Origin of the sequence: Pseudomonas migulae (assembly GCF_024169315.1) — a bacterium.
GTDB classification, from domain to species: domain Bacteria; phylum Pseudomonadota; class Gammaproteobacteria; order Pseudomonadales; family Pseudomonadaceae; genus Aquipseudomonas; species Aquipseudomonas migulae_B.
Genome location: NZ_JALJWR010000001.1, coordinates 4,530,680 through 4,543,544, shown reverse-complemented (window position 1 = coordinate 4,543,544; position 12,865 = coordinate 4,530,680). Strand labels below are relative to the sequence as shown.

Sequence of the window (12,865 nt, the reverse complement as noted above, 5' to 3'; positions counted from 1 at the left end):
TGAAAACCATGAATTTACCTGCCCACACCACGCTGTTCACGCCTAGCTGGCATGCCGAGCTGGAACTGGGCTATGCCCGATTCGGCGACAGCACGCGCCCGGTTCAGCGCCGGCACAAGGGTCCGTTGCGCGTGCAGAAGCATCTGTATGCCGAAGGACCCGAAGTGTGCCAGCACATCATCGTGCACCCGCCCGGCGGGATTGCCGGTGGCGACCGGCTCGACATCAGCGCCAGCGTCGGCCATGGGGCGTGGGCGCAAATCACCAGCCCCGGCGCAGCCAAGTGGTATCGCGCAGCCGGGCCGGCTTATCAGAACCTCGACTTGAAAGTGGCCGCCGGCGCGACACTGGAGTGGCTGCCGCAAGAGACAATTATCTTTAGCGCTGCCCAGGCCGAGCTCAGCACGTCCATTGATCTGGAAGGCGACGCGCGGTTGTTCTACTGGGACGTCGTGGCGCTGGGCCGCCCGGCCAGCGGCGAGCGCTTCGACCTCGGACATTTTCAGGCGCAGCTGGATATTCGCTGCGACGGCCAGTTGCTCTGGCACGAACGCCAGCGCATTGTCGGCGGTGATGGTTTGCTTGATTCGCCGATCGGGATGGACGGGCAACCGGTGTTTGCGACGTTGCTGGTGACGGGGGAGATTGATAGTGAGTTGCTGGAGAAATGCCGCTCGTTGCCCAACGATGTGCGCGGGGATTTGACGCAGTTGCCGGGGCTTTTGGTGGCTCGATGCCTGGCCGGTGAAGCGCTGTTGGCGCGTGGTTGGCTGATCGAATTATGGCGATTGCTCAGGCCGGCGTTGCTTGGCCGGGAAGCCGTCCCCCCCAGAATATGGAGCACCTGAACACCGCAATCTGTAGGAGCGAGGCTTGCCCGCGAAGCTTTTGGCGGCCTCAAGGTCCCCTTCGCGGGCAAGCCTCGCTCCTACAGGGTCTGTGTTTACAGTTCCGAACTTTTTTATCTGCCCAGATGGATTCCAACGATGGACCTGACCCCACGCGAAAAAGACAAGCTGCTGATCTTCACCGCCGGCCTCGTGGCCGAGCGGCGTTTGGCGCGCGGTGTGAAACTCAACTACCCGGAAGCCATGGCCTACATTTCCGCAGCGCTGCTCGAAGGCGCGCGTGACGGCCGGACCGTGGCCGAGCTGATGCACTTCGGCACTACCCTGCTCAGTCGCGAACAAGTGATGGAAGGCATCCCGGAAATGATCCCGGAGATTCAGGTCGAAGCCACCTTCCCCGACGGTACCAAGCTGGTCACCGTTCACCAACCCATCGCCTGAGGCCGCGCCATGACTTACCACATCCGCGATGCGGTGCACGCCGACCTGCCGGCGATCCGCGACATCTACAACGATGCCGTGCTCAACACCACGGCGATCTGGAACGAACAGGCCGTCGACCTGGGCAACCGTCAAGCCTGGTTCAGTGCCCGACAAGCCCAGGGCTATCCGATCCTGGTGATCGTCGACGGCGATAACAGCGTACTCGGCTACGCTTCATTTGGTGACTGGCGACCGTTCGATGGTTTCCGCCACACCGTCGAGCACTCGGTCTACGTGCGCAGCGACCAGCGCGGCAATGGTCTCGGCCCGCAATTGATGGACGTGCTGATCGAGCGCGCCAAAGGCTGCGACAAGCATGTGATGGTCGCTGCCATCGAAAGCGGCAATGCCGCTTCCATCCGCCTGCATGAACGCGTCGGTTTCGTGACCACCGGGCAAATGCCTCAGGTCGGCACCAAGTTCGGCCGCTGGCTGGACCTGACCTTCATGCAACTGACCCTCAACCCTGGCGCCGAACCGCCGCTCGCCAGCAAGGAGTAATGCCCGATGAACGCCGCCCAACTGCGCCGCGTCAATGTTGAAAGCTTTGCGCACTATCGTCAGGGTTTGATTGATCTGCTGCTCGACGCCGTTGGCTATGGCGCCAGTGTCGGTTTCATGGCCGATCTGGATGCCACTCAGGCACGTGCCTATTTCGATGAAGTTCAGGACAACCTCAACAAGGGCAACGTGCTGCTGTGGGTGGTGGTCAAGGACGAACAGGTGCAGGCCAGCGTGCAACTGACCCTGTGCCAGAAAGCCAATGGTCTGAACCGCGCCGAAGTGCAGAAACTGCTGGTGCGTGAACACGCGCGCCGCCGCGGGTTGGGCCAACAGTTGATGAGCGCCCTGGAACAGGCTGCGCTCCAGCACAAGCGCGGCATGCTCTACCTCGACACCGAAGCCGGCTCCCCCGCCGAGGATTTCTACAAGGCGCTGGGTTACAACCGCGCCGGCGAAATTCCCGACTACGCCTGCGATCCGAGCGGCCGGTACAAGCCAACTGCCCTCTACTACAAGATTCTCCAGGGAGCCCATTGATGATTCCCGGTGAATTCCAGATCCAGCCCGGCGACATCGAGCTCAACGCCGGCCGTCGCACCGTCAGCCTGAAAGTGGCCAATAGCGGCGACCGGCCGATCCAGGTCGGCTCGCACTACCACTTTTTCGAAACCAACGACGCCCTGACCTTCGACCGCGCCGCCAGCCGTGGCATGCGCCTGAACATCCCCGCCGGCACCGCCGTGCGCTTCGAACCGGGGCAGAGCCGCGAGGTCGAGCTGGTCGACCTGGCCGGACATCGCCGGGTGTTCGGGTTTGCCGGCAGGATCATGGGTGACCTTTAAGTCATTCAGCGCCGGTACCGGCCCCTTCGCGGGCAAGCCTCGCTCCTACAGGTGATCGCATACCCCTGTAGGAGCGAGGCTTGCCCGCGAATGCGATCTCCCATTCAATCAATTCCCAAGGCATGCGCATGAAAATCTCAAGACAAGCCTACGCCGACATGTTCGGCCCCACCGTCGGTGACAAGGTCCGCCTGGCCGACACCGAGCTGTGGATCGAGGTGGAAAAAGACTTCACCACCTACGGCGAAGAAGTGAAATTCGGCGGCGGCAAAGTTATCCGTGACGGCCAGGGTCAGAGCCAGCTATTGGCCGCCGAAGTCGTCGACACCGTGATCACCAATGCGCTGATCATCGACCACTGGGGCATCGTCAAGGCGGACGTCGGTCTCAAGGATGGACGCATCGCCGGCATCGGCAAGGCGGGCAATCCGGACGTGCAGCCCAACGTCACCATCGCCATCGGCGCCAGCACCGAAGTGATCGCCGGCGAAGGCATGATCCTCACCGCCGGCGGCATCGATACGCACATCCACTTCATCTGCCCGCAGCAGATCGAAGAAGCCTTGATGAGCGGCGTCACCACCATGATCGGCGGCGGCACCGGCCCTGCCACCGGCACCAACGCGACCACCTGCACCTCCGGGCCATGGCACCTCGCGCGAATGCTCCAGGCCGCCGATGCCTTCCCGATGAACATCGGCCTCACCGGCAAGGGCAACGCCAGCCTGCCGGAGCCATTGATCGAACAGGTCAAGGCCGGCGCCATCGGCCTCAAGCTGCACGAAGACTGGGGCACCACGCCGGCGAGCATCGACAACTGCCTGTCCGTCGCCGATCAATACGACGTGCAAGTGGCAATCCACACCGACACCCTCAACGAGTCCGGCTTCGTCGAAACCACCCTCGCCGCCTTCAAGGGCCGCACCATCCACACCTATCACACCGAAGGTGCCGGCGGCGGCCACGCGCCGGACATCATCAAGGCCTGCGGTTTTGCCAACGTGCTGCCGAGTTCGACCAACCCGACCCGGCCGTTCACCCGCAACACCATCGACGAACACCTCGACATGCTGATGGTCTGCCACCACCTCGACCCGAGCATTGCCGAAGACGTGGCCTTCGCCGAAAGCCGCATCCGCCGCGAAACCATCGCCGCCGAAGACATCCTCCACGACCTCGGCGCGTTCTCGATGATCAGCTCCGACAGCCAGGCCATGGGCCGCGTCGGCGAAGTCATCACGCGCACCTGGCAGACCGCCGACAAGATGAAAAAACAGCGCGGCCCGCTGCCACAGGATGGCGAGGGCAACGACAATTTCCGCGCGAAACGCTACATCGCCAAGTACACCATCAACCCGGCAATCACCCATGGCATCAGCCACGAAGTCGGTTCGGTGGAAGTGGGTAAATGGGCGGACCTGGTGCTTTGGCGCCCGGCATTCTTCGGGGTCAAACCGACGCTGATCCTCAAGGGCGGGGCCATCGCGGCCAGCCTGATGGGTGACGCCAACGCGTCGATCCCGACACCGCAACCGGTACATTACCGTCCGATGTTTGCCAGTTATGGCGGCTCGTTGCACGCCACCAGCCTGACCTTCATCAGCCAGGCGGCGCAGGAGGCAGGACTTCCCGAGGCCTTGGGCCTGAAGAAGAAAATCGCCGTGGTCAAAGGTTGTCGCGAGGTGCAGAAAACCGACCTGATTCACAACGATTACCTGCCGGACATTGATGTCGATCCGCAGACTTATCAGGTCAAGGCTGACGGCGTCTTGCTGTGGTGTGAGCCGGCGGATGTGCTGCCGATGGCCCAGCGTTATTTTCTGTTTTGACCGGCTGAGCAACTCGCTGGACCGGCACGAAGATCGTCAGTCTTCGTGCCGGTCTAACCGTTCAGGGATTTACGGTGAGAGGGATTTCGGTCCGTTGCAGCTTTGCCCGATCCATCGCTTGTTGGGTGAGCGTCTTGAGTAACGCCAGCTTCTGTTCATTGAGCAGATTCATTTCGGTTTCATACTCATCGGCGGTCATGACGCGGCCGGGGGCGAACTCGCTTTCCGGTTTGCCAAGCTCAGTCGCGAGAACCCTGATCTCTTCTTTCAGCTGCGCTTGTTCCTGCGCGGAAAGCGACTCGGTCGCCCGTTTTTCCAGCGCCATGTAAACTCCGTTGTCGCATCGAGCCGGCGCCTGATGGCCTTGAAAGGACCGTGATTGGAACCCTGAATGTAGGATTCCCGGAATGGCTGCTCGACCACTTTCGGAGAAACTCCCGACAGGGCTTTTTCTGGGACTACAGTCATTTTCGCAAGATCCCTATGCGATTATCAGAATCCCCAGCTTATTCAGCCTCCCCAAAAACAAAAGCTCAAAAATCTGCTGAAAAACACCGGAAAACTCAAAACAACACTTAACTTGAGCGCCTGAAAAATAACTAAATACCACCCTGCCCGCCGGATCGCTGATCCAGACCTTCAGCGGTAGTTTTTAACCCGGGACCAAAGGGACTAAGATTCCCTGACATTCCAAGCAGGAAACCGACCATGCGCCTTCCCGATTTCATCCGCCAACACGTGGACCGTATCGTCGATGAATGGGAACAGTTCGCCAAAACGATCATGCCGGCAGCCGAAAACATGGATCGAGTGGCCTTGCGCGATCACGCCAAGGCGATCCTGCTGGCCGCCGTACGCGACATGGTCACTGCGCAAACCCGCAACGAACAACTCGCAAAAGCCAGGGGTGAAGGCCCGGAGAAAACCCCGAGCCTGGACGAAGCCGGTGCCAGCCATGGTGAACTGCGTCATACCGTGGGTTTCGATCTGGTGCAGATGACCAGCGAGTTTCGTCATTTGCGCGCGTGTGTCATCCGCCTGTGGGTCGACAGCCTGGAGTCACCGGACCTGACCTATTTCCAGGACATGATCCGTTTCAATGAAGCCATCGACGAAGCCCTCGCCGAATCCACCGCGGCCTATGCCGAACAAGTGAATCGCTCGCGGGATATCTTTCTGGCGATTCTCGGCCATGATCTGCGTGCGCCATTGCAAGCGGTGAGCATGTCCACTGAACTGCTGTTGCGCAAAGTCACGCTCGAAGGTGATGCGCTGGCCTGTGCGAACAACATCAAGCATGGCTCGCGGCACATGGCGGCGATGGTCAGCGATTTGCTGGAGCTGGTCCGTAGCCGGTTGGGCAAGAGCCTGCCGATCGAACCAGCGCCCATGGACATGGCTGATGCAACGCATGCGGCAATCGCCGAAGCCTGCGCCGGTAATCCGGAGTGCGACCCGACGGTGAGGGTTGTGGGAGACACTCGCGGTGTCTGGGATGCCGGGCGGCTAGCCCAGCTGTTACAGAACCTGATCGGCAACGCGTTGCAGCACGGTGCAAACAAGCGCGACGTGACGGTGACCCTCAGTGGTGAGCCCGATACGGTTCGCCTCACGGTGCACAACTACGGGGTGCCGATTCCGGAGGAGGCCATCGGCACCATTTTCGATCCGCTGGTCCGCAGCGCCGACGAAGAACTCGGCCAGCCAAGCACCAGCCTTGGCCTGGGTTTGTTTATCGTCAAGGAAGTGGTCGACGCGCATAACGGAACGATTGAGGTCAGCTCGAACGAGACCGACGGCACGCTGTTTACGGTGGTGTTGCCCAGGAACATCTAGGGTTGTTGTGGGGAAAAGGCTTTTGTGGCGAGGGAGCGACCTCCCTTGCCACAGGTTCAGCGCTATTCAACCACCAACCGTCCCAACCGCTGCTTGAGCATGCGGTTCTCGGCCCGCAGTTGCTGAACCTCTTCGAGCAGGTCCAGCGCCAGGGCGACGCCTTCCCATTCCAGCTCCAGGTCGTGCCGAAGCTTGGCGGCACGCTTGGCCAGCGCCAGCTCATAATCGTTGAATCGCCAGTCCTTGGGCTGTTTGCCCTGAGGTTCGAGGATGCCGTGCTCGACGATTTCGATCACGTAGACGTCCGACAGGTCGGTCGCCTCACAGAATTCTGCCATGTCCAGTTGAACGATCAGGGGGTTGCTCATGATGGGCTACTCCGTCTCTTGGATCAGAAATTTTCTCTCGGGTTGAAAGCCGCTTTTTTCGCCAGTTCCTGCCACAACGCCTTGACCTCGTCGTCCGCGGCTTTAGGCATGACGGCTTTGAGTTGCACGAACAGATAACCCCGCTGGCCGGCCTTGTTCAGCAAACCATGGCCCTTGGCGCGCATGCGTTGGCCGTTCTGGCTGCCCGCCGGCACCTTGAGGTTGATCTTGCCTGTCAGGGTCGGCACCGCGACTTCGGCGCCCAACGCCAGCTCCCAAGGTGCCATCGGCAGGGTAATGATCAGGTTTTCGCCTTCCACGTCGAACTTCGGATGCGGCGCAAAACGAATGATCAGGTACAGGTCGCCATTGGCCCCGCCACCTACGCCCGGAGCACCCTGGCCCTTGAGGCGGATGCGCTCGCCGTCGGTGACACCGGCGGGGATTTTCACGTTCAGGCTTTTGCTGGTGTTGCTGACATGTTGGCCGGCAGCGTTGTACTGCGGCACCTGGAAGGTGACCTTCTTCGATTCGTTCGCGAGGGTTTCTTCCAGAAAGATCCCGAGTTCCATTTCCACGTCTTGCCCTCGACGTCCGGTTTCTCGACGCGATTGTCCACCACCAAAACCCGGCCCACGGTTGCCGAAGATCGAACTGAAGAAGTCCGAAAAATCGCCCGTGTCCTGGCCACCACCAAAACCGCCTGCGCCACGACCCTGCCAACCCGGCGGGCCCTGGAACGGTTGGCCGTGCTGGCCGTATTTGCGCAAGTCGTCGTACTCGGCGCGCTTGTCGGCGCTTTTCAGCGCTTCATAGGCTTCCGAGGCGTCCTTGAACTTGGACTCGGCGTCCTTTTCCTTGCTGACATCGGGGTGGTATTTGCGCGCCAGCTTGCGATAAGCCGCTTTGATCGTCTTATCGTCCGCAGTCGGTTCCACACCGAGAATCTTGTAATAGTCTTTGAAGTCCATCGTGGGAATCACCATCCGTTATCAAAATCGCGCCGTCACCGGCAGCATGCGCTCATTGCAAGCTGTCAGGTTGACCGATCTCAAGGTTGTGACCGGGGCGCGCATCAGAAGTTTATCGGCAGCAGTGGGCGGTTCTTGCGACCCTCAGATGGCTGCCAGGCTCAATGCAGACAAGTTTGGGGCATCCCGCCAGCTTATCAAGGCGCTATTGGCTGAGATTTAGCGGATAGTCGGCCTTCGAATCTGCGCCGCACTGACATACACTGCGCGGCCGTTTTTTAACCGGAACCTGATAGACATGAAAAACGCATCTCCAGCCCGTGCCTGTGGTATCGACTTCGGCACGTCCAACTCCACCGTCGGCTGGCTGCGCCCCGGCATGGAAACGCTGATCGCGCTGGAGGACGACAAGATCACCCTGCCCTCGGTGGTGTTCTTCAACATGGAAGAACGCCGCCCGGTGTACGGCCGGCTGGCGCTGCACGAGTACCTGGAAGGTTACGAAGGCCGGTTGATGCGCTCGCTCAAGAGCCTGCTGGGCTCCAAGCTGATCAAGCACGACACCAGCGTCCTCGGCACGGCGATGCCGTTCAAGGACCTGCTCGGGCTGTTTATCGGCCAATTGAAGAAGCGTGCCGAAACCGCCGCTGGTCGCGAATTCGAAGAAGTGGTGCTGGGTCGCCCGGTGTTTTTCGTCGATGACGATGAAATGGCCGACCAGGAAGCGGAAAACACCCTGGTGGACGTGGCCCGCGCCATCGGCTTCAAGGATGTGTCGTTCCAGTACGAACCGATTGCGGCGGCGTTCGACTATGAGTCGACAATCGAAAAGGAAGAGCTGGTGCTGATCGTCGACATCGGCGGCGGTACGTCCGACTTCTCGCTGGTACGCCTGTCGCCTGAACGCCGCAACCACGACAACCGTCACGATGACATCCTCGCGACCGGCGGCGTGCACATCGGCGGAACCGATTTCGACAAGCAGCTGAGCCTGCAAGGCCTGATGCCGCTGTTCGGCTACGGCAGCCGCATGAAGAGCGGTGCCTACATGCCGACCAGCCACCACATGAACCTGGCGACCTGGCACACCATCAACTCGGTGTACTCGCAGAAGTCGACCCTGGCCTTGGGCAGCATGCGTTACGACATCGAAGACACCGGCGGCATCGATCGCCTGTTCAAGCTGATCGAGCAACGCGCCGGGCACTGGCTGGCGATGGAAGTGGAAGAAACCAAGATCCAGCTGACCCACGCTGAAAGCCGTCATGTGCCGCTGGACCGTATCGAGCCGGGCCTGAGCGTCGAGCTCAGCCGGGCGCTGTTCGAGTCGGCCATCGACAACCTGCTGGAACGCGTGCGCAACAGCGTGACCCAGCTGCTCAACGACGCCAACGTGCGGGTCGATCAGGTCGATACGGTGTTCTTCACCGGCGGTTCGAGCGGGATTCCGGCGCTGCGCAACAGTGTGTCGGCGATGTTGCCGAAGGCGCGGCATGTGGAAGGGAACATCTTTGGCAGCATCGGCAGCGGGCTGGCGATCGAAGCGGCCAAGCGCTACGGCACGATGGACTGATCCAAGACCGAGGCGCGCCCTTCGCGGGCCAGCCTCGCTCCTACAGGATTGATGTGGTCCTTGTAGGAGCGAGGCTTGCCCGCGAAGGCGTCAGATCAGGCACTACATCTCGACCTGATCAAACCATCCCCACCTGCTTCAATTCACTCTTCAGATACGCGTAATAAATCGGCCCCGCCACCACCCCCGGCAGGCCGAACGCGGCCTCGAACACCAGCATTGCCAGCAGCAACTCCCACGACTTGGCACTGATCTGCCCGCCGACAATGCGCGCGTTGAGGAAGTATTCGAGCTTGTGGATAACAATCAGATAACCCAACGCCGCCACCGCGACCCAGATCGACAGCGACAAGCCGACGATGGTGATCAGCGTGTTCGACATCAGGTTGCCGATCACCGGCAGCAAGCCGAGCAGGAACGTCAGGACGATCAGGGTCTTGGTCAGCGGCAGCTTGATGCCGAACATCGGCAAGACCACCGCCAGGAAAATCCCGGTGAAGAAGGTGTTGAGCAGGGAAATCTTGATCTGCGCGAACACGATGTTGCGGAAGGCCTGCACCAGCAGGTGCAAACGATCGAACAATGCGGCGGCCAGCGGTTTGCGCTTGGTCAGGTCCGGTATACGTTGCAAGGCGATGATCGCCCCCAGCACCATGCCGATCAGCAACGTCACGAACATGTGCGCCGCGTCTTTGCCGACGAGCTGCAAGTCGCTGAGGTGTTTGCTCACCCACTCGCCGATGGCCACGCGGAACTCGGCCGCGCTGGCGGGCAGGTAAGCGTCGATGAACGGCGGCAATTGCCCGCGCGCCCGATCGACCACGCCCATGAATTTGTCGAGGGACGCGCCGGGGTTTTCTGCTTCATGCAGCAGAAAGCTGATGGCACCGGCAAAGATCAGCGCCAGCACACTCACCACCAGCGTCCCCAGCAACGCGACCGCCAGCCAGCGCGCACGCCGACCTTCGATCAGCCGCTGCAATTGCGGGGTGAGCATGTTGACCAGTTCGAACACCAGCAAACCGGCGAGCAGGCTCGGCAGCAAGCGCAGCGGGATCACCAGCAGCAAACCACCAAAGATGATGACCCAACTGATCAGCAGCAAAACTTGGCGTTGAGAAAACGTTGGCATACAGCCTCAAAACGAGCGGCGTAAAAGGATTGGCAGTCTGCCAGCGTTCGGGTGTCAGCACTAGGGATTGTGTGGGGCGACCTTGGTCGGGGGCTCGGGTGTTTTTTTGCAGTGACCTTACCGGCCCCTTCGCGAGCAAGCCCGCTCCCACATTCGATCGCATTTCATCTGGAGGAACTCGGCCGAATGTGGAGCGGGCTTGCTCGCAAAGAGGCCCTCACAACCGCCACATATCCCACCCCAAAGCTATTTTTTCTTAAGGCAATCACTCATGAACGCCTTGCGCTCATCACCCTTCAGAGCTTTGGTCGCCGCATCCGCATTACAGGTCTTCATCTTCTCTTGCTGCGGGGTCAACGCTTTCGCGTCATTGGCAGCAGGCTCGGCTTTAAGGCATGTACTCATGAAGGCTTTGCGCTCATCGCCCTTGAGACTCTTCGCAGTAGCGTCGGCATTGCACGTGGTCATCTTGTTCTGTTGGGCCGTGGCGGCGAATCCTTGGGAACAGAGCAGCAAACCGATCATCAACAAAGGGACACGCAACATCTTCATGGAGTTTTCTCCTTGTTGCCGCACCGAGGGGTACGGCCTCGTTCTGGAGTGTAGACAAAGCCTGTTACACCTTCCTGCTCTCGAGATGGCTGCGTCGATACTGTTCCGGCGTGCACCCGGCCTGACGTTGAAACATCGCGATGAACGCCGAACCGGTGCTGTAACCCATGTCGAAGGCGATCTCCTGAATGCTGCGCTGACTGTCCAGCGCTTCGATCGCCGCCAGAAAGCGCAAGCGCTGCCGCCACTCGCCGAAACTCATGCCCAGCTCGCGCACAAACTGCCGTGCCAGCGTTCGCTCGCTGACATGGATTTGCGCGGCCCACGCCGACAGCGGCCGGTTATCTCCGGGCTCTGCCTGCAAGGCTTCCAGAATGCCGAGCAGCCCGGGGCTGCTGGCGTAGGGCAAGTAGCACTCATGAACGGGCGCCTGTTGCAGCTGGTCCACCAGCACCTGCGCCAGGCGTTTGTCCGCAGCCTGTTCGGGAATCTTCACATCGCGGGCGGCGAAGTCCTTGAGGATCGCTTTGAGAATGTCGCTGATCGCCAGGGTGCAGGCCTGTTGCGGCAGCTCCTGGCAGAGCGCCGGCGCGAGGCAGACCGCGCGGTAGTTGATCGGTTGATTGCTGTAGAAACTGTGCTCGATCTGCGGCGGTACCCACACGGCATATTGCGGCGGCGACATGAACCGGCTGCTGCCGATTTCCATGTGCAGGACACCGTTGGCCGAATACTCCAGCGTGCCCCAGGGGTGGCGATGGGCCGAGGCATATTCGTGAGTATCGAAGTCGGCATACCGGAAATACACCGGAGAAGGCAGTTCGCTGAAATCCAGCAGGTCGATGTGTTTACTGCTCATGCTGTCCGTCATCCGGGGCCGGTTGTCTGGATCGAAGTATAGGCTTTCATCCAGACAGGCGATAATCACCCCTCATTAACGTTTCTGGTTTTTTCCAATGCAATACGCTTATCCCCTGCTGGCCATTTTCATTTGGGCCGGCAATACCGTGATCACCAAAATGTCGGCCGGGGCGATCTTCCCCGCCGAGATCGGTTTTTACCGCTGGTTGCTGGCCGGCTTGTTGTTCACGCCGTTCATGCTCAAACCCGTCATCGCCCATTGGTCGGCCATTCGTCCTAACCTGGGGAAGATTTTCATCCTCGGCGTGCTCGGTATGGCGGTTTATCAGAGCCTGGCGTATTTCGCGGCGACGCTGACCTCGGCCACCAACATGGGCATCATCCTGTCGCTGATGCCGTTGATGTCGCTGGCCATGGCGATCGTCAGCCTCGGCCAGCGCCTGACGGCAGGCGCGCTGGCCGGTGCCGTGTTGTCGTTTGCCGGGGTGGTTGTGGTGGTGTCGTCCGGCAGCCTCGCTGCCTTACTCGAACACGGAGTGAATCTGGGCGATGCGATGATGCTGATCGCCACGCTGGCCTACGCGATCTACAGCACGCTGCTGAAAAAGTGGCAGCTGCGTTTACCGCCGCTGGTGTTGTTGTACCTGCAGGTGTGGGTGGCGGTGGTGGTGCTGTTTCCGCTGTTCGCCGTGTCGCCGAAAATCGGCCCGACGCTGCAGAACATTCCGCTGGTGCTGTATGCCTGCCTGCTGGCTTCGATGGTTGCGCCACTGGCGTGGATGCAGGCCGTGGTGCGCCTGGGGCCGAGCAGGACCACGCAGTTTTTCAATCTGCTGCCGTTGCTGACGGCGCTGATTGCCGCGGTGGTGCTGCATGAGCAATTGGCGATGTATCACCTGGTGGGCGGTGTGCTGACGTTGGGTGGGGTGATTGTTTCGGAGCGTTGGACCACGGTGTTGGGCCGCAAGATTAGCGTCGCCTGATCTGTGGCGAGGGGATTTATCCCCGTTGAGCTGCGAAACGGCGCCAAAAAAAGGGACTGCTACGCAGTCCAACGGGGATAAAT

16 protein-coding genes are annotated in these 12,865 nt (G+C 60.5%); 10 read left to right on the top strand and 6 right to left on the bottom strand.

Annotated elements, in window-relative coordinates; translation table 11 throughout:
• Nucleotides 1-8: 8 nt before the first annotated feature.
• The 6 genes from J2Y86_RS20860 to ureC all read left to right on the top strand — a co-directional run bounded on the left by J2Y86_RS20860 (nucleotide 9) and on the right by ureC (nucleotide 4,506).
• Nucleotides 9-848 (top strand): urease accessory protein UreD, encoded by an 840-nt coding sequence (locus J2Y86_RS20860; protein WP_253435715.1) that lies wholly within the window; start codon nucleotides 9-11, stop codon nucleotides 846-848.
• 138 nt (nucleotides 849-986) lie between these two features.
• Nucleotides 987-1,289, top strand: a complete 303-nt coding sequence (ureA, locus tag J2Y86_RS20855) for an urease subunit gamma (protein ID WP_033055605.1) — start codon at nucleotides 987-989, stop codon at nucleotides 1,287-1,289.
• A gap of 9 nt (nucleotides 1,290-1,298) precedes the next feature.
• Nucleotides 1,299-1,832 (top strand): GNAT family N-acetyltransferase, encoded by a 534-nt coding sequence (locus J2Y86_RS20850; RefSeq protein WP_253435713.1) that lies wholly within the window; start codon nucleotides 1,299-1,301, stop codon nucleotides 1,830-1,832.
• 6 nt (nucleotides 1,833-1,838) lie between these two features.
• A complete protein-coding gene (locus tag J2Y86_RS20845; RefSeq protein WP_214380447.1) occupies nucleotides 1,839-2,372 on the top strand; it encodes a GNAT family N-acetyltransferase in 534 nt (177 codons plus the stop codon).
• The gene (locus tag J2Y86_RS20840; protein ID WP_253435711.1) at nucleotides 2,372-2,677 is read left to right on the top strand and encodes an urease subunit beta; all 306 of its coding nucleotides are present in this window, start codon (nucleotides 2,372-2,374) and stop codon (nucleotides 2,675-2,677) included. The genes J2Y86_RS20845 and J2Y86_RS20840 overlap by 1 nt, the downstream gene beginning before the upstream one ends.
• Before the next feature lie 128 nt (nucleotides 2,678-2,805).
• Nucleotides 2,806-4,506 (top strand): urease subunit alpha, encoded by a 1,701-nt coding sequence (gene ureC, locus J2Y86_RS20835; RefSeq protein ID WP_253435702.1) that lies wholly within the window; start codon nucleotides 2,806-2,808, stop codon nucleotides 4,504-4,506.
• A gap of 61 nt (nucleotides 4,507-4,567) precedes the next feature.
• On the opposite strand, the gene J2Y86_RS20830 is transcribed toward ureC, so the two are convergent.
• The gene (locus J2Y86_RS20830) at nucleotides 4,568-4,831 is read right to left on the bottom strand and encodes a hypothetical protein (protein WP_367399717.1); all 264 of its coding nucleotides are present in this window, start codon (nucleotides 4,829-4,831) and stop codon (nucleotides 4,568-4,570) included.
• Between the two features lie 383 nt (nucleotides 4,832-5,214).
• Here J2Y86_RS20830 and J2Y86_RS20825 point away from each other — a divergent pair, with 383 nt between their 5' ends.
• Complete coding sequence (locus J2Y86_RS20825; RefSeq protein ID WP_253435700.1) at nucleotides 5,215-6,342, top strand: sensor histidine kinase; 1,128 nt, start codon at nucleotides 5,215-5,217, stop codon at nucleotides 6,340-6,342.
• A 62-nt stretch (nucleotides 6,343-6,404) separates the two neighbouring features.
• Here the strand turns inward: J2Y86_RS20825 and J2Y86_RS20820 are convergent, their stop codons facing one another.
• Nucleotides 6,405-6,710, bottom strand: coding sequence for a chaperone modulator CbpM (locus J2Y86_RS20820; RefSeq protein WP_064675666.1), 306 nt, complete (start codon nucleotides 6,708-6,710; stop codon nucleotides 6,405-6,407).
• 23 nt (nucleotides 6,711-6,733) lie between these two features.
• Nucleotides 6,734-7,681 (bottom strand): DnaJ C-terminal domain-containing protein, encoded by a 948-nt coding sequence (locus J2Y86_RS20815; RefSeq protein ID WP_253435698.1) that lies wholly within the window; start codon nucleotides 7,679-7,681, stop codon nucleotides 6,734-6,736.
• Between the two features lies 1 nt (nucleotide 7,682).
• Here J2Y86_RS20815 and J2Y86_RS20810 point away from each other — a divergent pair, with 1 nt between their 5' ends.
• Both J2Y86_RS20810 and J2Y86_RS20805 read left to right on the top strand, forming a co-directional pair.
• Nucleotides 7,683-7,904, top strand: coding sequence for a hypothetical protein (locus J2Y86_RS20810; protein WP_253435696.1), 222 nt, complete (start codon nucleotides 7,683-7,685; stop codon nucleotides 7,902-7,904).
• Nucleotides 7,905-7,979: 75 nt separating this feature from the next.
• Complete coding sequence (locus J2Y86_RS20805) at nucleotides 7,980-9,254, top strand: Hsp70 family protein (RefSeq protein ID WP_253435694.1); 1,275 nt, start codon at nucleotides 7,980-7,982, stop codon at nucleotides 9,252-9,254.
• A 118-nt stretch (nucleotides 9,255-9,372) separates the two neighbouring features.
• On the opposite strand, the gene J2Y86_RS20800 is transcribed toward J2Y86_RS20805, so the two are convergent.
• The 3 genes from J2Y86_RS20800 to J2Y86_RS20790 form a co-directional block, all read right to left on the bottom strand.
• Entirely contained in the window at nucleotides 9,373-10,386 is a 1,014-nt protein-coding gene (locus J2Y86_RS20800) for an AI-2E family transporter (protein ID WP_253435692.1), read from the bottom strand.
• A gap of 246 nt (nucleotides 10,387-10,632) precedes the next feature.
• Complete coding sequence (locus J2Y86_RS20795; protein ID WP_253435690.1) at nucleotides 10,633-10,938, bottom strand: PsiF family protein; 306 nt, start codon at nucleotides 10,936-10,938, stop codon at nucleotides 10,633-10,635.
• A 64-nt stretch (nucleotides 10,939-11,002) separates the two neighbouring features.
• Nucleotides 11,003-11,797, bottom strand: coding sequence for an AraC family transcriptional regulator (locus tag J2Y86_RS20790; protein WP_253435688.1), 795 nt, complete (start codon nucleotides 11,795-11,797; stop codon nucleotides 11,003-11,005).
• A 97-nt stretch (nucleotides 11,798-11,894) separates the two neighbouring features.
• On the opposite strand from J2Y86_RS20790, the gene J2Y86_RS20785 reads away from it, so the two are divergent.
• The gene (locus J2Y86_RS20785; protein ID WP_253435686.1) at nucleotides 11,895-12,782 is read left to right on the top strand and encodes a DMT family transporter; all 888 of its coding nucleotides are present in this window, start codon (nucleotides 11,895-11,897) and stop codon (nucleotides 12,780-12,782) included.
• The last annotated feature ends 83 nt before the right edge of the window (nucleotides 12,783-12,865 follow it).